A 19,671-nucleotide genomic window follows, 5' to 3' on the forward strand; every position below is an offset into this window, starting at 1 on the left:
TCTCGGGATCATCAGTGAAGTGTTTAAAGAACTTCGAGTCGCTTTCCCCGTGCAAAGTATTATCTTACGATGAGGGGACGGGTATGGCTGTCGTATCTCCGTTACTGCAGCTGGCGGACCTTACACCTTCCCCCATTCAGAACGTGCCAGCGATTGGACACAAACTGAAGGTGAAGGAGCACGCGCAAACCATTGTTGATCAGGGCTCCGAACGAACGGTCATTGTACGGAGCATGAACAAACATGTACACCAAGTCTTTCTCCTGGAGACACGGTATATGTTGTTTGCGCGGATCGCCATATGAAAACAGCTCAGTCAGGAGTCCTTTCCAAACCAGATAGCAGGAGAATGCACAATGCTAACGACGCCGTGATTGTGGGGGGTGCTTCCATGCAGTCTATAAAGCTAGTTAACGGCGATCTTGTTATCGAAAACAATGATCTTACTTTAGTAGAGGGTATTGAGGAGCTGGCCCAGTGTTGTGAAATTGTACTTGGAACAAATAGAGGGGAATGGTTTCTGAATCCTCAAATGGGGATTCGTTTCGATAAGCTTCACGGTAAGCAGGTGAGTGTGGAAGCTGCCCGCGAGGAGATCCGCTCCGGTTTGCGACAAGAGCCTCGAATTCAGACGGTGGAATCGATCGATGTCACACTAAACACAACGGCTAGGGAGAGTTCAATCGCGTTTACCGCCACGAGTACTGAAGGGGAGGTGATAAACAGTGGCACTGGATAGTACCGGTTTCAAGAGAAAACGGTTTGATGATCTATTTTCGGAAATGGAGACCAAGGCAAAAGAGGTTTTTGGTCAACAGATGAACACGACCGAGAGGAGCGTTCTGGGAATTATCCTTCGTTTGTTTGCATGGTTTCTGTCCATCGCATGGCAGAATTCGGAGGATGTTTACAACAGTGGGTATGTAAATACTGCAGAAGGGGTCAGCCTCGATAAGCTTGGCCCATACGCAGGCATTAAACGAATTCAGGCTTTACCGGCGAAAGGCAGGGTTCAGTTATCGGGAACACCCAATTATACTATTCCTCCCGGATTTCGGGTTTCCGGTGCTGGTCAGGTTTTCGAGACGGAAGAACCGGTTACGTTAAGCGGAAGTGGTACTGGATCGGTAGCGATTCGCGCAATCACGCCAGGTAAAGCCGGAAACGTGTCTGCCGGTGTCATTACGACAATCGTAAATACAAATGCCAACGTTAGTACAGTAACGAACGCAGAACCAACATTCGGTGGCCGGGAGAAAGAGACCGCCAAGGAATTTAGAGATCGTTTTGCGATTTCTTCTGAAGGAAGAGGCAAAGCAACTGTTGCGTCAATTCGTTCAGAGTTATTGAAGACCCCCGGTGTTCGTGCTGCAACGGTGATCGAGAATTATGATTCGACGCCGGATGCCGACGGTAGGCCTCCCCATTGTTTTGAGGCGTATGTACTTGGAGGAATGCCTCAGGACATCGCTAAAACGATATTGAATACAAAGGCCGCGGGAGTAAAGCCCCATGGATCACAAAGCATCGTGGTAAAGGATGATGCAGGGTATGATCATACCATGAGTTTCAGCTATGCCACGGAGGTAGAGATACATGTTCGATTTACGATTGTCACCGACAATCGGTATCCCTCGGATGGGGATAACCCAGCTAAAGACGGCTACCGTGCGTTACATCGGGGGTGAGGATGCAAGTGGATCTGTATTTGTGGGGTTAAACATGGGGGATGATGTTGTTTATTCCCGCCTGATCGCAGCAGCATACAACGTAGAAGGCGTGATCGATGTAGTAGTGGAACTTAGCAATGACGGTGCAAGTTGGACGGCCACAAACCAATCCATCGCCACAAACCAAGTAGCGCAAACGAGGCACAACCTGATTACGGTGGTGCATTCGTTATGATTACACCACAGGATGTGCTGAGGCGTTTAACCGATGTGTTCTCCAAAAACCCAAATAGCAACATTGGCAAGCTACTTACAATCATGGCCGATCAAATTCGAGAGTTAACTGAAACCCAAAATCGAATACGGGATTGGCGGGATATAGATCAAGCGCAAGGAACAACTCTAGATCGGATTGGGCAAAACGTGGGCCAACCCCCGTGGTGTGGCTACGGATGAGGTGTACCGCATCTTAATTAAATCTAAGATCGCCCGGAACCTCTCCACAGGTGATATTAATACCATCATTCGGGTGGTATCGACTGCGCTGGATTGTGACCCGAGCGAGATTGAGATCAAGGAGACATTTGAAGATCCTGTCTCCCCCGAGCCAGCGGGGATCTCCGTCATCAGCGTACCTCTTCAACGAATTAACGAGATTGGTTTGTCACCTGTTCAATTTTCAAAGATCATTCAAAGGACAGTAGCTGCAGGGGTTCGCGTGAGGGTCATTGAACTTGAAGGTACCTTTTCATTTTCAAGTGTCCCGGACCAAAGTGAGAGCGATGATAGCACGGGATTCGGGGACTTGGCAGGTAGTATCGGCGGGTATCTCGGAGCCGCATACAGCCCTGCAGACGAAAAGGACTTGCCGATATGATGGGAGTGAGACATAGTGCAATTCAATGAACAACAACCGGATTGGCAGCCAGAAGGGACGGAACCGCCTGCCTCCAAGAAGGTGACGGGCTTTGTTCCAGGGGAGAAACCTCCAGCGGACTACTTCAATTGGCTATTTACAAGATTTCAAAAGTAACTGCTGAGATACGGTCAAAATTAATAGGGGCTTTTAGTGGTTCGTCTGGTCACGGACATACGGGCACAGACGGTGATGGCCCAAAGATCACCTCTTCAGGATTAGCCAACGGTGCTGCTACAGATACTGTTATTGGGAACCGAACCATCGACGATTCTGACACAGCCATTTCCGGACCGAACACGATCACGAAGCTCTTTAATTTCCTCGCTAACCGCTTGAAAAACTTGACTGGTGAAACGAGTTGGCTTACCGCTCCGGCCATGACAATTAAAGCTATTGCGCTTGCCTTAGGAGTATTGAACGGAAGAGTGAACAAGATGTCAATACGACCAGCAGCCCGAACTTCGCGGGGCTTACAGTAAACGGCGTAGTCGATATGGGCGGCGCTACCTACGGCTTCGCTATAGGTGACAAAGCGGGAAGGCGCAGGGTATATGCCGATAGCACAGCTTTCAGTTTCTTAACCGATGCGAACGCCTACGCTGGGTTATATGCAAACACAGGACAATTTACTGGAGTACTACAATCTAACGTACAAGTAAGGGCGGCTTCCCCGTCAAACTGGCAGAAGTTTACCTTTATGCAGTACAACGATACAAGGGACGTAGGCGAAGTGCTAGCCGTTCATACCGGGAATGTATTTAAGCCGCTACACCTGGTAGCCGATGGGCTGAAATACCGCCCAACGGTAGGCGGTGGGGAAACGACGGTATATGATATTCTTCATTCGGGCGGCGGTACGATTTCCGGGAACATGACACAACCAACGGCAACCCCTGGGTATCTAAGTTGACAGGTAGGAAAAGCTGGCTTTTCCACCACCCGGGAAAGCGACGCATTTATACTGGCCCCATCTACCGCCGTCAATGGGGAAACATGGGATTGGGGAAACCAGTTTGTATTTGAACCGGATGGAAAATTCACTACCGGGCAGCTTGTCGTTAATGGGCGAACAAATAACCAAAATAATAACTTCCAGCTGTGGGTAAAACCGGGCGCTGGCGGTTCGAATGCATCGGGGAACCAGATAGCACTGGGGGATTCTGTTAACGACTATGTTACGGTATTCGGTACGCGGGCAAGCGGCTATGATACGGTTATCGTACAAAACGGCTACCAGCCCACGTCCGGTACCGACAGCTGGAAACAGGCGCGGCGTTTGCACAAACCCGCGCTATCATTATGGAAAACGGCTACGATACAAAGGATTTACGTAACGTTTACCTAATGTATGCCCAACCGGGGAAGGCGCAAAATAACTACTCAACATTTTTTGATAGGACGTTGAAATTCCAACTAGCTACATACGGGACGAAACCTGTATGTAGACTTCGCCAATGGTAGCAGCGCAAACGATGGACGAAGCCCAGCCAAAGCGAAAGCCACGATTCACAGGTAATCAATAACCTGCCCCGGTAATAGACCATGCAATAACTATTATCATGATACCGGGACAAGCAAGTAATGAAGGCGTATCTATCACCGGATTCACAGGAAAGGGCACTATTACATTAACCGCTAACGGTGGTTTGTACAGCATAGACAGCATATTTGTAAGCCAGTGTACGGTACAAGTGACCTTAATAAACATGGAATGCACACGGACAGGCACAGGCCCTATAGCTGCCTTCTACCTAACAAGAAACAGGTATGTGTATTTAAGTAATTGTCGGGCCAATGGCATGAAGACTTCTTCCGGGGGGCTGGGATTCAAGCAGAGCCACTTCGGTATATTTACACAGCAGCAGCTTTTCCAAATTCGTACTATGCCATTAGGGCAAACATGGATAGTACAATATTTGTAGATGGGGGCACTGGAACCAACAACACATATGGGCTATACGCAGATTTAGGTTCACTCATTGCCAGTTATGCGGGGTCTACAGTCCAAGCGGTTCCCAGGCTACGTACGGGGGAGGTACGTTGAAACTATCATGATTATAGGACTGGTATATAACAAAGAAAGCCGCGATGTTATTTTTATCGCCGGAACGTAAAGAATTCACCGATACCGACATTATCGGCAGCGATACGATTACGGGAATAGACCGTAGCGCTTACGACTTTATCCTGGTAGACCAGCTGCCCCAGGCAGAGGACCGGATGCTGGAAATGGGCGATAAGTTGCCTGAAGGTCTGAAAGACGTAAGAGACCAGCTTCCTGAAACGATAGATAAGAAGACATACAGGCTCGAAGCAGAAAGCCTCTCGACCATGTTAGCTATAGCTGAATCATACGAGAAGCAGATCGCCGACACGACCCAGCGGGAGCAGGAGACAGTAGAAACGATGCTTGGGCTTGCTGAAGCGTACGAGATCATTCTACAACAAGGAGAACTCATTGCACAGCAAGCGGATCGCATCGCACAACTGGAATCACGTTTGGAACAAGTAGAACAGAATTCAGGAGGCACCAGCTGATGGCCCAGATATATGCGAATTTGATTCGTAAGAAATTGAGAACGATCAATGATGTGCCGGAACATTTAAAACCGGAAGTCGAATTATTACTGGCGGCAAACAATGGCTAGGGTCATTGTGTTGCTGCTTTTATATTGCGGGGAGGAGGTGAATCAATGGTTACAGTATACGTTACTCTTATCATCAAAGGTTATAAGAATTTCCAACAGGTGCCTGCAAATCTCCAGCCAGCCGTTGAAGCCGAATTATCAGCTATGGATCTCGGAACAGATGGCAAGCCGTTACCCCCAATAAAGATAAGGCGACTTAGCTACCGCCCCGAGCCGATCGGGGCTATTTTATTGCCCAAATGACGGGCATGGAGAGGTGAATATATGGAGCGCATGGATGTGATTCTAAAGGCAGGGACAGGTATTATAGGAGGCGTATTTCTTGGATGGTCGGGGGTCTTGGGTTAGCCCTGACGATACTTATTGGCATGATGTTATTCGACTTTGCTACTGGATTGATGGTGGCCTACGTACAGAAGAAAATAAGCCGAGGATCGGCATTCAGGGACTATTTAAAAGACATACGTTGTGATTCTTATCGGATGCGTGTACATGGTTGAAAAGTCAGTTCCCGGTGTTCAGCTCAACGGTGCAATTGGTGATGGAGTAGTGGTTGCCTATATCATTATAGAGTTTTTAAGCATCTTGAAAAACGGCGGGAAGCTTGGTGTTCCTCTCGGGCCATTAAAGGCACTGCAGTCGGCTTTTGAACAGAAAGGGGTCAGCAAATGAAGATCGCGCTAGACGCGGGGCACTCTGCTAGCACATATGATCGCGGGGAGGCAAGGGAGTTGTCACACCATCCGGTGCTGTGTTTAAAGAGCATACGTTCAATGCTGGGGTATCCCGATATGCACAGGAACTCCTTGAGGCGAATGGGTTCGAAGTCGTACAGCTGCAGCCATTGAATGATGAGGACGAGATATTCTTAAACGAGCGTGTTGAGAAGGCCCGTACGTTCGGTGCTGATCTTCTTTTTAGCATCCACGCAGACGCAAACGGAAACCGTGACGCTCGCGGCCACTGGTGTTTTTATTGGCATGATCATGGGCAGAGCAAACGGCTTGCTCAAATATGGATAAGTACGCCGACAGCCTCCTTCCCCATCCGGATCGAAACATTGTACCAAGCATGCCGGGAACGTGGACGGATTCCATATGTGCCGTGTTCCGGCGCGATACGGAATCCCAGCGATCCTCATTGAGCATGCATTCATGACAAACCTAGACGATCTTGAACTGCTTCAGGATGAAGGGTTTCAACGCCTTTGCGCTGAGGTGATAGCACGGACCGCTTGTGAGTATACCGGTCAGGAATTCAAGTCGAAGGAAGGAGATAACGTGACTAAGAAGTTGAGTTCAAGCACAGCAAACAACATTATCGATTCATACCTGTCCCCCGGAGTGGTTCAAGTGTGATGACGAGAGAAAAAAGCTGAGGCAGAAGGCCGATTAGACGATGCTGAAGCTTGGAAGAGGCTCAGAGATCACCAGAAAGCTCTGCTGACGAACTACGCGATGCAGCCGGAATCATCCGTGAATAAATTGCCAATCGCTTGAGAATTTGAACCGACCCCATACAGGCCCGCCAGAGGGCTTTGTATGGGGGTTATTTGCATTTGGTGGAGCTTTACTATTTAACACTTGATTTGAGAACAACGTTCTGTTATTCTATATACAGAATTTATGTTGGTATAAAGGGCGAGCGATGTCAAGATGGATCAATGCATCGGCGTTTTGGGTGATTTTTCAGATCTGATAGAGGAAACCATTGAAGAAATGTTCGATGGGGAAAAGATAATACGGAGTAGTGATGACAACGTGACTTTCGATAGAGAGCTTGAATTGTTACAAAAAATTGCTAGCTTAAGGCCGAATTAAACGTACTCAACAGGTAACCAACTCAATCCTTTAACAAAAACACTCTCTCGCAAGCAAGCGGAAATTTAAAAGTTATTCACCAGTACATCATAGAGAAGGGTTACCCGCCTACGATTCGCGAGATAGGCACTCTTGTAGACCTGAAATCGCCAAGCACAGTGTACGGCCATTTGGAGAGGTTACGAACCGAGGAGCTATCACGTGGGATGAATCATCACCGAGGACGTTAAAAGTGTTGGTGAGTCTTGATGCTTCCTGACCATGAACGTAAATTGTTAAGGATTATCTCCAACTTTTTAGCCATACGAGGTAGGACTCCAACGATCAATGAGCTGACGATAAAGACCGGTCGTTTCGAGAAGAGTATATACAAGTCACTGGCCGTGCTTGCCGATGAAGATTTCATTGAGTGGAGCCAGGACGATCCGGAGAGCATATTATTGCTTCGAGCCTGGGAGAATCCTCCGCCTGAATACAACGACTATAAGCTGTTTATTGAATAAGGTTTTAGCAAAAAATTGTTACTTAATAAAAAGCACATCCCACAAGCCCTGAGAGCTGGCTAGTGGGATTTTTTTCATTAGGACTTTTATTTTATATTAATATTGCTTTGTCCATCTGTTTTTCGTTGGATTTAACTGAGTCGCTTCCAACCGTTTCGGTGCCTCTGTATGTATATTTTGTGTTTTGTAAGAAGTCGAGAGCAAACGAATCAATTGGTTTTTTATCTTTATCCGCATAATGTCTCTCTACTACGGTGGCTTTAAAAACATTGGTTAGCATGTATACATGGTTTGAAATATCACTTAAATAAGTCTTGTTTTTATACTCACTTAAAATGTATGCCTCGTATGCTGTTATCTCCGCATCACTTGCCTTATATGCTCGTGCTAACTTTGTAACCTCATCGAACTTCTCAGTTGCGGTCTTGCTGCTATTAGCAATCTCAGTTAGGCTGCCTTTCCATGCTTCATCATTAGTCGATATCGCCGTTTGCGTTGGGGCGGTTGTCGCAACCGGTGGGTTTGTTGATTTTCCGCAGCAGAGAGAGATGTAAACACTACTGCAGCAACAGATACAATAATTGTGAATCTTCTCATTTGGCTTGTTATCCCTTCAATATGGTATATTTTACATCCATATTTACGCCTACTTGAGGGATTTAGTTTCGAGCATCATTGTGTTACGAATCTCAATCCACAACATTATCAACAGCATATCAACAGATTTCACAAGGCGGAAGTATCAGCCGACCATTGCGACGCTTTCGGCAATAAAAGCGTATAAGAACGTTACCTTAAGCAGCCTAAGGGTAGCGGTCTTTCACAATGGTCCAATGCTATTAATCATTATCATCAGCTATAACTTCTAAGTTTCTCCTGTGTATTTCTTGTCTTAGCACTGAAATAAATTCTTGCGGTAACTTTAAAAATTACAGCATCTTTATAGGCCATAAGCAAGACATCTTCCTCTAGTTCCGACAGAGTCAATTTTTCGTTCATATCCACAGTAAGCTCCCTATGCAAGTTGTCACTGTTTCGGCAATTGAAACAGACAATTTTAATGTAGTGCATTAAACCAAAGATATACAATATCAAATATGTTAATATATAGAATATTTCTTTATAAATTTTAGTTTAGTTTTGCGTCACGAACTGAAATCTTTTATGGTCAACATTTCCCCGAGTACTATTTTTGCAATAAGTGCCGAACAAAATGGTAGTTGAGTACGAGAATTAAAAAAATTAACGGATAGCATAATAGCGAGTACATGGGATTCCATCCATTGTAATAAAAAACCCATGTGTATGACGTTATCCACTCCCACATTGTAAACAGAATGCTGGTTTGCAGAATATACTTTACCTGTTGTAATTTACCACCCGAAAAGGGGTAATAATTGATAAAAATAATGCTTGCTTGTGGTAATACACCAAATAATATAAAACTATACTGCCAATCAACACCATGTCTAAAGAATCCATACAAGTCATACTTAAAGTCAAGAAAAACATCAACGAAGGAATTTAAGAACAATGCAAAAAAAACAGTAGTATAATAATCAATTTTTGATAATCTCTTTTTCATAAAGAACACAACCATATTCAAGATAATGATATTTGCAAATAAATAATACATATGCCACCTCCATATTTTTTAATTATTACCTTATTACATCGAATTCAACAGGGTTAATAAAAAACAAATGAGAAACGTTAGCAAAGAAATCATTAACGGCTGAGGTTAAAATCTAGCTGCAGGTATAAACCCGAAAGGATATAATCCTCGTCGGGTCTTTTTTGTTGTGTATATTTAGGTGGCAAGAAATATTTAATTTCAAAAAGACATTTGTAAGGAGCTCATTCATATATTATACAGAAGATAAAAATACTTATAACATATTGGCGCTAAAGAATTTGCACACCCATGTTATAGGTGTGCAAATCGGGGATAAAGTTTGAGGGTAAAATCGTCTAACCGCTGGTGCTTTTCCTTACGGTACACGACTTGCTGCAGTACTAACTTCAGGAGCTCGTTCTTCTTAGCCGGATCTTCCGATTGGCTGTAGAGATCAAGAACTCGTTCCACCACGGGGATGACTTCCTCCAGTGCCTTTGTCTTGGAAGACTCCAGTTCAACCTCGGTTTTCAGCTTACTGAGTGTTTCCTCGGCTTTCTTCATCTCCTCGGCAATCTCATTCGACCTCTGAACGAACATATCGACCGAATACACCCCTAATTCGAGCAGCTTGTGCAAATTCCCCTTTTGTGTGTGAAGATCGCTCAGATCCTTTTCTACGGCTTTTAGCGCGTTCCTTTTCACTTCCGTTTGGGAAGAGGTATCGGGAATGTCCCGCTGATGCTTGTCCCATTGTATTCGGTATTCCTGAAGCCACTGCTGCAGCCCCTTGATGACCTTATCTTCAACGTAAGAGAACCTGGCGCTTTTGTTAGTGCAGTATTGATTCGAGCAAATTAAATGAGCCGGCTGTTTGGTATAGGGTCTGTACACCATTGCCGCGTTGCAGACATCGCATCGAACCAGTCCGGCAAGAGGGTTCGATATTTTTCCATTCGGAGTAGGGACACGTGTTTTCTGCTTGAAGATCTGCTGAGCAGCTTCGAACTGCTCCTTGGAAATGATAGGTTCGTGCTTTCCCTGGACAAGCGTATACTCCTCAGCTCGGGGGCCGCGAGGTCCGTGACTCGCCTTTCACCTTGGTCGTCTTTCTATGATCCCAGCGTATCATCCCTGTGTAGGTAGGATTCTGGAGGATATCGCGTATCGTTGCCACGATCCACTTAGACCCTCTTTGGGTTGGTATTTGCAGCTCCGTAAGCTTTCTGCAGATGGTAGCCGTACCGATCTTCGTTATCTCACCGTTTTCATCTAAATATCCGTTCGTATACCAGTCATAGATTAGCTTAACTATGTTGGCCTGCTCCGGATGAGGTTCGAGGGTGAGGCTTCCATCTGGAAGTCTCTTCTTCTGATAGCCATAGGGAGGACGTATTTCCGATATAGTTTCCTTCCCGGACAGAAGCTAATCTGCCGCGCTGTAAGCGCCGGTTGATGATCTTGAGCTCCTTACGGGCCATGAACTGCTCAAATTCGCTGTATTCTTCGTCCATTCGTCATTGAGGTCATAGGTCTTGCGAGGGGTGATGATCTTTGTGTTCGAGTTCTTGAGGTCTCCTGAATCAATCCCTGCTCTTGCATGTTGCCGCGGCCTAAGCGGTCGACGTCCATGACCAGTACCGCGTCGTAAGTTCGTTTTCTACTTCCTTTGAGGAGCTCCAGCATTTCAGGGCGGTTCATTAGACTCTCACCAGATACGATTTCTTCACGGATTTTTATTATGTTAAGGTCGCGATCCTGGGCTACCTTTAGCAGCGTCTTGCGATGTTTGGCGAGAGTTTCGCCTTCGCCGCGATTCTCGGCTTCTAAATCGGCGCGGGATTTACGTAAATAGATGCACACTCTGTCCATTTGTACCTCCAAGTTAGAAGTATATTGGTAGGATAACACCTCAGTATATAGAGAGACAAGCAGAAGCGTGTGTTATAGTCGAGCAAATGGTAGTATAATTACAGAATCGGTTATCTATTTCGAAAGGACATAATTAAATGTATTTAGATTTCCATAAGTTTCATGAATTTGATTTAAGATATAATCCAGCTCATATGTTTTTGGTCAATGCATACGGTGATTTAATTAATTTAGGGGTGCGATTAATTTTTTTGAGACACAAATAGAGAATCATCTTGATCTGTCTGTTCCTGAAAAGAAAGATCCTTTAATAATTCCCTTTGTAAATGATAAGGAGAACTATAAAAGTATTATCTATTCTTCAATGATAATTTCTATTTACTCTCTTATGGAGAATCATTTACTCAAATTGTGCCAGTTGCATAAATTGTTTTATCCAAACGATCCTGATATAAAAGATCATAAAGGAAAAGTGGAGTTAAAAAGTTCGCACAGTATTTAAATAAAACAGCTGGATGTACAGACGTATATGGTAGTAGATGGGGAGAAATAGATGCATGGAGAAAAGTAAGAAATTGCTTAATTCATGACAACGGGATCCCCAAACCCGATGATGCTGAAATATTTACATCTATTTTAAATCTAGTTGTTGTAAAAAAAGAATATGTAATTATCAATGGAGAAGATTGTAGAAAGTATATCGATTTGATAGAAGATTATTTATTCTTTTTAACCCACCAATTAAAATTCGATATTAGAGAGAGACAGAAAAAAACATGATCAATAGTTACCTGCCAACTCACGGGGTATAATAATGCTCAAAACATGTGAATGTAAGGTTGTTTTTTTGGAAGTTGAAAAAAAACAAAAAAGAGCGCTTGTGAAACTAAAAGCGCTACTTTTGTATGTTCTATTCAATTACTACACAGCTTCTGATTTTAAATTAGCGGCAAGCAGGTCTTGAAGTTGTTCTTTTATTTCTTGGATGGCTATTGATCGATTATACTCAACTTTTTCTATTCCATCATAAAAGCTTGTCAATGACAACAGTTTGTCGTTTAGATCAAATTTATAGACAAATTTAGCATATATTCCTGCACCCATTAGGCAAGATGACTCCACTGTAAGTCTTCAGACTCTTTGTACATGTTCACATACTGATAGTGATCTAATTTAGCATTGGATACTAGTTCGTATGGTGTTATTTTTGGTGAGTAAATCTCGTCATAAAGTTTATTCAATAATGTTCCACGCGTCTAACTCCCTTTCGGAAATCTGAGATTAAGTGTTGAACGGAGATAGCTGACTATTGTTTCCAATTCTTGTTCAGCTCTCGGCCAATCTTCAACCGACCATTCGCTCCTCTTACCACCAATAGCATCATTTAGTCTGTTTTCAAGGTAAATCGCAAGGATTTCACCGTTCATTTCTTTGTGTTGAGTTATCCATCTATACTTTGCAGCAAAAAACCGAGGGAGAACTTTTTAGCTGCGTCCGTTCATATCTAAATTATACTCGTCAAGAAGGTCAGGTACAATTTCAAATTTTATCTTTCTGTCAATTCTTTTTCTAGAACGGTCCACAAATAGATCAGGGCGCAAGAGTCTTTGCTTATCAGTATTTTCTTCAGCTTGTCGTAACATCTGAATTGCTTTATCTTTTGAAATATTAAGCAATTCCATCATTTGAGTTATTTTTGCTGATTCTTCGGCAAGTCGCTCATTACGCTTTTGAATGAGTTCGGATTCAATAAAACTGTCGACTTCGAGTGAAGCATTTCCTTCTTCAAATGCAATTCCAAACGATTTATTTTTAGTCGATTCAGAGTCCTTGGGATTAATATTAGAGTCTTCTTTAATTTTCAATATGATATCTTTTTTTCTAAGTTCTTCTTTATAATATTCCAAGTTTTTCTAATCCGAGTTCTTTATGATAGACAACCGCGGCAATATTATCCTCAGGAATTGTTGTAATATCTTCAGTTGAATCAATTGATCTTAATACTCTTCCGATGAACTGTGCGTATGGTAGCAAGCCCTTGTAAGGTCTAAAAATAGCTGCTACAGACAAATATTTATGATCGTACCCTTCACCGAGCATTGCCACGTTCACGACGACTTTTACTTTATGCTTTTCAATTTTATCAAGTTCGATTTGCCGGGTGACTTTTTCTTGTTCACTATGTACTAATGCAACAGGATAACCTTTGACTTCATACATCTCTTTCAATTGTTCAGCATGCCAGATGCTAGATGCTACAGCAATGATTTTATGTGGAAATTTACTAATCGACAGCTTTTCCTCCAACAGTTCTATACTTCTATCTATAATTACGTTGTTACTTTCTTTTGAGAGAGCTACCGAACGATTGATCCAGTCTTCTTCTTTTAAACCTAACGCCCTAATTTCTTCGATGGTATATAACTTATCTTCATTTTGATCAATAGACAAGTATAACTTTTCTGGAACATGAGTTATTTTCTCTAAGTCTTCACGTATCCATTGGCCATGGCTTCTCTTAATTTATATTCGTAGACGTCTTTACCTTGGATAGGCTTACCATCAGTTCTGAAAGGAGTACGGTAACCTTTACAACCTTAGCACTGCTAAAATAATCAATGGCTTCTTGCCAGGTTTTTGCTTCGGCATGATGTGCTTCATCAATTATGATGAGATCAAAAAAGTCAGGGTCAACTTTTTCAACAAAGATGACTTTAGACGTTTCTGGAGTTTATGAATATTCAAAATCACGATGTTGGCATACTTTAGAAGATTCACGTCATGACTTGTTTCATATTCAATCACAGAAGGCAGTTCTTCTCGATGTTCGAATACCTTTGTCATAATCCAGAAATTCCGATCGAACTCAGGATCTAACGAACCAAGAACTGCATCCTTAATAACAAGTTGAGGAGTAATAATGAGTGTCCGGCTATTTGAGAGGCTGTAAGGGATTATTCCCATTAACCCGTCTTTCCTGTTCCAGTTGGTAGAACAACCTTAGCATGCTCACTGCTTTTAGTAATAGTAAAATGTCGAATACCGCCTGATAAGCCTCAATTTGAGGGGCTCTGAGATTCATATTTTCAAGAATATAGGGTTTAGCTTGCATAAAATAGTCTTTAGAGTATTCAAACATTTATAAATGCCCCCTGATAAGAATTTTATCTTAGACTCGTATTACTCATCCGACGATCGGTTATACTCGAATTCAAACCCTTTACAAAAAATAATCTTAGAATGCTTTGGGTAATGTGATTTTATTTTGAATTGCAATGCTTTCAATTTTTGAATTGATAGCAGCATAATGAAGACGGGTTTCCATTGAAGCCCAATCAGCTCTAATCTGCTCTTCTTCCTGCTCTGTGATGTAAGGTGCAATGATAGTTAATCTCTGATTAAAACTGGTATTCATTTCAACATTAACAAATTCAGTGAAATAACTGAAATTGACAGGAAAAACTGCGAGGACAGCTGCGATTAAAAACATAATCAGCAAAACTTTCTTTTGTTTGCTTTCCTCCATTGCAAATAGTTTTTCTTTAAATCGATTTCGTGATTTTTTTAGTAGAATTACCAGAATAAACGCGATCAATAATCCCAATAATATACCTGCCCAATAATCCGAGCAAAGTTAAATTAATGGTATTTACTTGACTTCTTGCAGCTTTAGAATAAAGGAAATCAATTAATCCAGAAAAAGAATTAGCTAAGAAATTCAAAAGAATCTTATTCAACCAGTTAAGTATTGGCTGAAATAATATTAAAAAAATCGCTGAAGAAATAATGCCACCAATTATATTAATTCGCATTTCTTTTCCAGATACCCCCAAGATTTTTTTCTATAATCAACAAAGCTAGAATCTCCTAACTGTCTTACTCATCCGACGAGAGATGGCTTCTTCATCTCGGAAACGCTCCGCCTCCATCTCTCTCCACGTCTTCAACAACCCCATCTTCGACATGTAAGTCTCTGATCCACATGCTTCACAATATCGCGCGTCAGGTGGGTTGATCTCGCCGCAGTTGCTTCTTGGCATATCTAGTTGATTTTGACAGTCATTGTACAAAAAAAGACCGCACATTTTGCAGTACGACGCTTTCTCGGAGAACTTGTTATGTCCGCACCGAGGGCACATTTTAAAGCGGCCGTTTGAGTCGGACTGAAAATTCATGAATTTAACGTTCATATATTTCACCTCTGCCGAGACTTTATGGATATGACGATTAGGTAATGGCACAGGAATATTGGAGCAATAATTAACTTCTTTGAAGTAAGGTGCGAAATTCTTTTCGTAGAAAGTATGGCCGAAATCGTCCACGTTCCTCTGGAAACGAACTAGCTCTTGCGCACGATACTTAGCAGCTTGCCTTGAAATTTTGCAAATGAATTCAATGTCAGCGGCAAGTGTAGCACCAAGTTTAGAAAGCACATAGGAGGGGGCCAGCAACTCCTGAGCAAAAAGATCAGCTTCGTTCTCTAAGGTTCGATATTGGTATTGAGTCAGCCCGCCGCGGTTAATGGAAGTGAGCTCATAATCGAAAAGATGATTTAAAAAGATGTGCCCGATCTCATGAGCTAATGTCCATCGAATCCGCTCAGAACTGTATCCTGCAGTGTCATCATAGATGGTCAGATATTGCTTTCCATTCCAGACGGTAACGGCATCCGCTTTGGTAGCCCTGAGTCTCAGTGGATCAGTAGCTCCGTATAGCAATTCTGCTTCTGATAGTTTAAAGAGCAGCCAGTTATTTTTCTTATAATAAACAAAAGGATTAACCGGCAATGAATCAATCCCGAACCTCTCCATAAAAACGAGAGCCCCTTGCTTAGCAAATTGTCTACGAGGAACCATGGGGATTTTCTTCATGCTGTTAGTCCTTTTTTTTGTTGCCTTGCTCATATAGGAAATCAATGAAGCTTTTTGCCTGCTCCAATTGGTCGGGAGCAGCTCTTTTGCTCGGGCAATCATTCGGTAAATGGATTCATCTTGCACTTTAATTTGATCTGAGTATTCACTTGATTCCAAAAGTCTACCCAGTAAATAGTCAGCGTTTACATCGAAAATGTCAGAGAATTTAGCAAGAAGGTAATCTTCGACAGGACGTTTATTCGCTTCTATTCTCGACAGAACACTATTGTTGATACCTGCTTTATCTGCAAGTTCTAGTTGAGTCCATCCCTTTTTTTCGCGGAGTGCTTTGATTCGATCACCAATCTTCATAAGGTCACCAACTTTCCGATTTAGCAATTCTATTTTAACATTTTTCCATATTAGAAAAAACGACTTTGCTAAAACAACAAAAAAATGTTGACTTTGCTGAATTAGCAAAGTATATTATTGCTATGGGATTTGCTAAATTAGCAAAATGGTAATGGGAGGAGGAAGAGAATGAATGAACTAAATTTAACGTACATTTCTGATAGGAGGCAGGAACTAAAGATATCCCTTCAGGATATGGCTGAGAGATTAGGCTTTAGGAATGCTTCGACTTACATGAAGTATGAGAAAGGAGAGTATTCCTTTAAAGCAAACCACCTTCCAGCCATCTGTGAGAAACTTCAATGCAGTCTTGAACTGCTTTTTTTAAGGAACTGAATTTGCTGAAATAGCAAAATAAATAGACCGATTGATTTTGAAAGAAGGAAGTGAAAAAACAATGCCCGTCCCACAGGCTTCACAGCATACAAATAGTCGTAGGAGTGTGATGCCTGTGACTAGCCAAATCGAACAACCTGCCATGGTGATTGAACCCGGCCGCGGCCGTATCGAGATTTATACAACACATGTGACGACTTCTAAAGAGAGCTCGAGCGCATTGATGCCGGAATTGCGAGAATTTGCTGGTCCATTATTGATGAAATGATCGCACGCGGGAATTACTCCATGGTCAAGCAGCAATAAAGAACCCGCTAGGGTCGCGGGTTAAAGGAATGTTGGTTGATTCCATCATAAACCGCATACCTGTCCAATGGAACTACCTAATTCTGCCAAGGAGGTGAGAAATCAAATGACGTTTGGACAGACCCTTGAAAAAACGATGAAGGCAAACAGCGAAACAAAAATTGAAGTTGCTCGAATGCTTCACGTAGATAACTCCACAATTGGTAAGTATACAAATGGATCTCGAAAGGTTCCGAAGGATGTCATGCGCTCCTCGACACAGCACTATGATGATGCTGAGCTTTATGTGGCCGCGGCCAATGAAGTCACTGGGAACGCATGGGTACCTTGGTTGGACGGCGAAGGGGCCGATCTGCACAAGGCTTCAGTACACCTTAAGACCATGGAAGAAGTAAAAGATTTATTATCGCCATGGAAAAGGTTCAAATCACCAAAAGGAAAGACCAGCTCTGCGAACGAGGGCATGAGGAAATCAAGCAAGCAATCATGGAAGGGCTAGAGGCGATGACCGCGCTGACGCACTACATAGGCGTTCTTTGTAAAGAATATTGCTTCAGCTGGCTTGGGATGTGGAAGGAACATCGGCGCGATCTAAAGTCGAAGAAGTATATAAATTAAAGGATGGTGAAGTGGATGAATACATCAAACCCACGAATTTTAACGGTCAGCGATGGCGTTCTTAAGGGGTGGCAGGTTCGACAAATGGCTGCTGACTTCCGAGCTCAGGAGCATATCGGTCCGCAGACGGACCGGATCCTCCGTGAGAACAATTGCGGACAAAATGAAAAAGCCGCCTGGCGGGGCGACTCTTCGGAAATGCTATTTAATCAAATTACACCTGTACATATTATAGCGGAGCAATCCAGCTTTAGCAAGGATGTATCAGGGTGTCATTAGGCACCCTTTTTATTTCAACTGTTATTTTCAAAGAGTAGTTTCATAGGCGAGGGAGGGCGATGCAGATATTTGAGGCTAAAGAAGAATGGTTGGACGAGCCGTTAACCAAAGTCGGCATCGCTTTAAAACTGTGGAACATAAAAGCTCGTGATCCGGAAGATTTCAAACGTCGTGTACTCGCTTATTTGGCTATCGGCTACACTGGATGGGTTGTTGTTCGACTGGACAAGCCCTTTGTCTTGTGCAAAGACACAAGGGAGAAGAAGGGCAAGAGAACGAGGTAAAGCCATATGGAGAATTACAAAGACGAAAATCAGTTGACCTTAGAAGAAGCACTCGGGTTAAAGGAGCTGAACGAGATGAAGCTCTCAGAGAAAGCTACTATGGTGGTAGAAAAAGCCTTAGTGACGATCCTGCAGTCAGACAAGAAGATCGAAAGAATTGCAATGAACGTTTCTCCGCATTCCCAACTGGCTGCATGCCATACGGTAGAGACCAAGTACGGACATCTACGAGTCCAATGCAATCCATTTGTTCCAAAGGGATGCTCCTACTTGATCGAAGATCCGGGGGTTCCTCTCCGCGGCTTTGCATGGGTTGTGACCAACAAGCCGAGTTATTTGAGCGAAATAAAGAAAACGTCAGGAGGGTAGTCAAAATGTTGAATAAAGCTGTTGAAAAGCTAAATACGGAGATTGAAAAGGAAAATAAGCCATATGTCACGGCGATTGGCAATTTCCTGCTACAGCACCTGCAGAGCAAGCCGCATGATGCTGAGAAAATTCTAAGTCAGGATAAGTCCATCGTTAAAAGCCTAGATGCGATGAGGGCTGTAGCCGAGAAGAACAAGGTTGGCAATTGCGCTGTTCTTACAGATCAAGAGGGATTTGCGATCGTTCTGAATTATTTCGGCATCGAAACTGAGGCTGCAGCTGCGCCTCAGGAAAAAAGACGGTTCACTGCTACACTTGATATTTGATTGGAGGGATTCGCGGTATGAGCTTCGATGACTTCAAATCACATTTTTCCACACAGATCAGCACTGATATCGTTAAATTTGCGACCGACACAGCGCTAAAGACGAGTCGCTATTTATTCTACAAGACAGTGCTTGGTGTTCAGTATGCATGGTGTACTCACTGCAATCAAACACACCTTCCAGCAGAGAAATTGAAGCACAAGCAAGAAACACTTGCTACCTGCTCAAAATGTAAGTCGTCGTGTAGGGTTCGAGCAGAAGGAATGAGCCGCAAGTACATGGAGGACAAAGCCGTTTCGTTTGGTATGAACGCTCAATTGCTGACAAGCAATCCGTAACGGCACGAGTGATCGAAGTGAGACGTGATTACAGCGGTGATTATAAGAATGTGCAGACTTCATATAATTGCAGTCACATGTATCTGTTTTCTCCCGGCCAAAGCCATTACTATCGCCTGAAATACAGCAACGAGTGGGAGCGGCGATCGACAGTCTACAGCGCTTTTGACAATTACTTTTCTGGAATGGGTAACTACCCGAAATACGTGTCACTCAATAATATTAAGCAAGCGGTCAAAGGGACTCCATTCCAGTATTCCACATGGGAAGATTACACGAAATATCGAATCATTTTTATGTAAGTGATATGGTTGAGTTCTTTGACCTAGCTGCTCGATACCCCTGCGTTGAGTATTTGACGAAAGCAGGATTTGGCAATTTCGTTAAAGCAAAGTTACACAAAGATTCAACTTACGGGGCGATCAACTGGAACGGAAAAACACTAGAAAAGGTTCTTCGCCTGTCAAAGTCCGAGTTGAAGGAACTCAGAAAGTTGGGATTGAA

31 protein-coding genes and 3 pseudogenes are annotated in these 19,671 nt (G+C 43.1%); 21 read left to right on the forward strand and 13 right to left on the reverse strand.

Annotated features, from left to right (window positions below; all coding sequences use genetic code 11):
- The first annotated feature begins 83 nt into the window (after window positions 1-83).
- The 14 genes and pseudogenes from QMO62_RS32670 to QMO62_RS32740 all read left to right on the forward strand — a co-directional run bounded on the left by QMO62_RS32670 (window position 84) and on the right by QMO62_RS32740 (window position 7,560).
- Window positions 84-305: a hypothetical protein gene (locus QMO62_RS32670; protein ID WP_284646783.1), complete on the forward strand. Its 222-nt coding sequence runs from the start codon at window positions 84-86 to the stop codon at window positions 303-305.
- On the forward strand, window positions 302-739 hold the full coding sequence (locus tag QMO62_RS32675) for a DUF2634 domain-containing protein (RefSeq protein ID WP_284646784.1): 438 nt from the start codon (window positions 302-304) through the stop codon (window positions 737-739). Before QMO62_RS32670 ends, QMO62_RS32675 begins: the two co-directional genes overlap by 4 nt.
- Entirely contained in the window at window positions 726-1,688 is a 963-nt protein-coding gene (locus QMO62_RS32680; RefSeq protein WP_284646785.1) for a baseplate J/gp47 family protein, read from the forward strand. The genes QMO62_RS32675 and QMO62_RS32680 overlap by 14 nt, the downstream gene beginning before the upstream one ends.
- A 34-nt stretch (window positions 1,689-1,722) precedes the next feature.
- Window positions 1,723-1,905 carry a hypothetical protein gene (locus QMO62_RS32685; RefSeq protein WP_284646786.1) on the forward strand — a complete coding sequence of 61 codons (183 nt, stop codon included), beginning with the start codon at window positions 1,723-1,725 and terminating at the stop codon, window positions 1,903-1,905.
- A gap of 177 nt (window positions 1,906-2,082) precedes the next feature.
- Window positions 2,083-2,547, forward strand: coding sequence for a hypothetical protein (locus tag QMO62_RS32690; RefSeq protein ID WP_284646787.1), 465 nt, complete (start codon window positions 2,083-2,085; stop codon window positions 2,545-2,547).
- 128 nt (window positions 2,548-2,675) lie between these two features.
- Window positions 2,676-3,068: a hypothetical protein gene (locus tag QMO62_RS32695; protein ID WP_284646788.1), complete on the forward strand. Its 393-nt coding sequence runs from the start codon at window positions 2,676-2,678 to the stop codon at window positions 3,066-3,068.
- A 218-nt stretch (window positions 3,069-3,286) separates the two neighbouring features.
- Entirely contained in the window at window positions 3,287-3,499 is a 213-nt protein-coding gene (locus tag QMO62_RS32700; RefSeq protein WP_284646789.1) for a hypothetical protein, read from the forward strand.
- A gap of 1,178 nt (window positions 3,500-4,677) precedes the next feature.
- Entirely contained in the window at window positions 4,678-5,127 is a 450-nt protein-coding gene (locus QMO62_RS32705) for a hypothetical protein (protein WP_284646790.1), read from the forward strand.
- Entirely contained in the window at window positions 5,127-5,237 is a 111-nt protein-coding gene (locus QMO62_RS32710) for a CD1375 family protein (protein WP_284641175.1), read from the forward strand. The genes QMO62_RS32705 and QMO62_RS32710 overlap by 1 nt, the downstream gene beginning before the upstream one ends.
- A 45-nt stretch (window positions 5,238-5,282) precedes the next feature.
- Complete coding sequence (locus QMO62_RS32715) at window positions 5,283-5,480, forward strand: CD1375 family protein (protein WP_284646791.1); 198 nt, start codon at window positions 5,283-5,285, stop codon at window positions 5,478-5,480.
- Between the two features lie 128 nt (window positions 5,481-5,608).
- A pseudogene (locus QMO62_RS32725) lies at window positions 5,609-5,909 on the forward strand (phage holin family protein).
- 79 nt (window positions 5,910-5,988) lie between these two features.
- The gene (locus QMO62_RS33505) at window positions 5,989-6,381 is read left to right on the forward strand and encodes an N-acetylmuramoyl-L-alanine amidase family protein (RefSeq protein WP_369699123.1); all 393 of its coding nucleotides are present in this window, start codon (window positions 5,989-5,991) and stop codon (window positions 6,379-6,381) included.
- 750 nt (window positions 6,382-7,131) lie between these two features.
- Window positions 7,132-7,287 carry a LexA family protein gene (locus tag QMO62_RS33510; protein ID WP_284646813.1) on the forward strand — a complete coding sequence of 52 codons (156 nt, stop codon included), beginning with the start codon at window positions 7,132-7,134 and terminating at the stop codon, window positions 7,285-7,287.
- A gap of 42 nt (window positions 7,288-7,329) precedes the next feature.
- On the forward strand, window positions 7,330-7,560 hold the full coding sequence (locus QMO62_RS32740; RefSeq protein WP_284641171.1) for a LexA family transcriptional regulator: 231 nt from the start codon (window positions 7,330-7,332) through the stop codon (window positions 7,558-7,560).
- A gap of 839 nt (window positions 7,561-8,399) precedes the next feature.
- Here the strand turns inward: QMO62_RS32740 and sda are convergent.
- From sda to QMO62_RS32780, 13 genes and pseudogenes are all read right to left on the reverse strand, one after another.
- A pseudogene (gene sda / locus QMO62_RS33515) lies at window positions 8,400-8,480 on the reverse strand (sporulation histidine kinase inhibitor Sda); the annotation flags it as partial.
- A gap of 1,007 nt (window positions 8,481-9,487) precedes the next feature.
- Window positions 9,488-10,165 (reverse strand): recombinase zinc ribbon domain-containing protein, encoded by a 678-nt coding sequence (locus tag QMO62_RS33315; RefSeq protein ID WP_348651752.1) that lies wholly within the window; start codon window positions 10,163-10,165, stop codon window positions 9,488-9,490.
- Window positions 10,166-10,231, reverse strand: a pseudogene (locus tag QMO62_RS33320) (recombinase family protein); the annotation flags it as partial.
- A 4-nt stretch (window positions 10,232-10,235) separates the two neighbouring features.
- The gene (locus tag QMO62_RS33325; protein ID WP_348651753.1) at window positions 10,236-10,598 is read right to left on the reverse strand and encodes a recombinase family protein; all 363 of its coding nucleotides are present in this window, start codon (window positions 10,596-10,598) and stop codon (window positions 10,236-10,238) included.
- A gap of 65 nt (window positions 10,599-10,663) precedes the next feature.
- Window positions 10,664-11,047: a recombinase family protein gene (locus QMO62_RS33330; RefSeq protein ID WP_348651750.1), complete on the reverse strand. Its 384-nt coding sequence runs from the start codon at window positions 11,045-11,047 to the stop codon at window positions 10,664-10,666.
- Window positions 11,048-11,968: 921 nt separating this feature from the next.
- The gene (locus tag QMO62_RS32750) at window positions 11,969-12,151 is read right to left on the reverse strand and encodes a hypothetical protein (RefSeq protein ID WP_284646794.1); all 183 of its coding nucleotides are present in this window, start codon (window positions 12,149-12,151) and stop codon (window positions 11,969-11,971) included.
- A gap of 380 nt (window positions 12,152-12,531) precedes the next feature.
- Entirely contained in the window at window positions 12,532-12,954 is a 423-nt protein-coding gene (locus tag QMO62_RS32755) for a hypothetical protein (protein ID WP_284646795.1), read from the reverse strand.
- Window positions 12,941-13,498, reverse strand: coding sequence for a helicase-related protein (locus tag QMO62_RS32760; protein ID WP_284646796.1), 558 nt, complete (start codon window positions 13,496-13,498; stop codon window positions 12,941-12,943). The genes QMO62_RS32755 and QMO62_RS32760 overlap by 14 nt, the downstream gene beginning before the upstream one ends.
- Before the next feature lie 67 nt (window positions 13,499-13,565).
- The gene (locus tag QMO62_RS33520) at window positions 13,566-13,757 is read right to left on the reverse strand and encodes a DEAD/DEAH box helicase family protein (RefSeq protein ID WP_369699124.1); all 192 of its coding nucleotides are present in this window, start codon (window positions 13,755-13,757) and stop codon (window positions 13,566-13,568) included.
- A gap of 222 nt (window positions 13,758-13,979) precedes the next feature.
- The gene (locus QMO62_RS32765) at window positions 13,980-14,186 is read right to left on the reverse strand and encodes a hypothetical protein (protein ID WP_284646797.1); all 207 of its coding nucleotides are present in this window, start codon (window positions 14,184-14,186) and stop codon (window positions 13,980-13,982) included.
- Between the two features lie 96 nt (window positions 14,187-14,282).
- Window positions 14,283-14,573 carry a hypothetical protein gene (locus QMO62_RS32770; protein ID WP_284646798.1) on the reverse strand — a complete coding sequence of 97 codons (291 nt, stop codon included), beginning with the start codon at window positions 14,571-14,573 and terminating at the stop codon, window positions 14,283-14,285.
- Window positions 14,574-14,589: 16 nt separating this feature from the next.
- Entirely contained in the window at window positions 14,590-14,880 is a 291-nt protein-coding gene (locus QMO62_RS32775; protein WP_284646799.1) for a hypothetical protein, read from the reverse strand.
- A gap of 24 nt (window positions 14,881-14,904) precedes the next feature.
- The gene (locus QMO62_RS32780) at window positions 14,905-16,272 is read right to left on the reverse strand and encodes a helix-turn-helix domain-containing protein (protein WP_284646800.1); all 1,368 of its coding nucleotides are present in this window, start codon (window positions 16,270-16,272) and stop codon (window positions 14,905-14,907) included.
- Between the two features lie 168 nt (window positions 16,273-16,440).
- Here QMO62_RS32780 and QMO62_RS32785 point away from each other — a divergent pair, with 168 nt between their 5' ends.
- From QMO62_RS32785 to QMO62_RS32815, 7 genes are all read left to right on the forward strand, one after another.
- A complete protein-coding gene (locus tag QMO62_RS32785; RefSeq protein ID WP_284641215.1) occupies window positions 16,441-16,647 on the forward strand; it encodes a helix-turn-helix domain-containing protein in 207 nt (68 codons plus the stop codon).
- 115 nt (window positions 16,648-16,762) lie between these two features.
- Complete coding sequence (locus QMO62_RS32790; protein ID WP_284646801.1) at window positions 16,763-16,915, forward strand: hypothetical protein; 153 nt, start codon at window positions 16,763-16,765, stop codon at window positions 16,913-16,915.
- 144 nt (window positions 16,916-17,059) lie between these two features.
- Entirely contained in the window at window positions 17,060-17,452 is a 393-nt protein-coding gene (locus QMO62_RS32795; protein WP_284646802.1) for an XRE family transcriptional regulator, read from the forward strand.
- A gap of 134 nt (window positions 17,453-17,586) precedes the next feature.
- Entirely contained in the window at window positions 17,587-17,850 is a 264-nt protein-coding gene (locus tag QMO62_RS32800) for a hypothetical protein (RefSeq protein ID WP_284641212.1), read from the forward strand.
- A 59-nt stretch (window positions 17,851-17,909) separates the two neighbouring features.
- Window positions 17,910-18,134 (forward strand): hypothetical protein, encoded by a 225-nt coding sequence (locus QMO62_RS32805; RefSeq protein WP_284641211.1) that lies wholly within the window; start codon window positions 17,910-17,912, stop codon window positions 18,132-18,134.
- A gap of 6 nt (window positions 18,135-18,140) precedes the next feature.
- Window positions 18,141-18,503 carry a hypothetical protein gene (locus tag QMO62_RS32810; RefSeq protein WP_284646803.1) on the forward strand — a complete coding sequence of 121 codons (363 nt, stop codon included), beginning with the start codon at window positions 18,141-18,143 and terminating at the stop codon, window positions 18,501-18,503.
- A 5-nt stretch (window positions 18,504-18,508) separates the two neighbouring features.
- Window positions 18,509-18,829, forward strand: a complete 321-nt coding sequence (locus QMO62_RS32815) for a hypothetical protein (RefSeq protein ID WP_284646804.1) — start codon at window positions 18,509-18,511, stop codon at window positions 18,827-18,829.
- Window positions 18,830-19,671 lie beyond the last annotated feature (842 nt).

Origin of the sequence: Paenibacillus silviterrae, assembly GCF_030167925.1 — a bacterium.
Lineage (GTDB): Bacteria > Bacillota > Bacilli > Paenibacillales > NBRC-103111 > Paenibacillus_G > Paenibacillus_G silviterrae.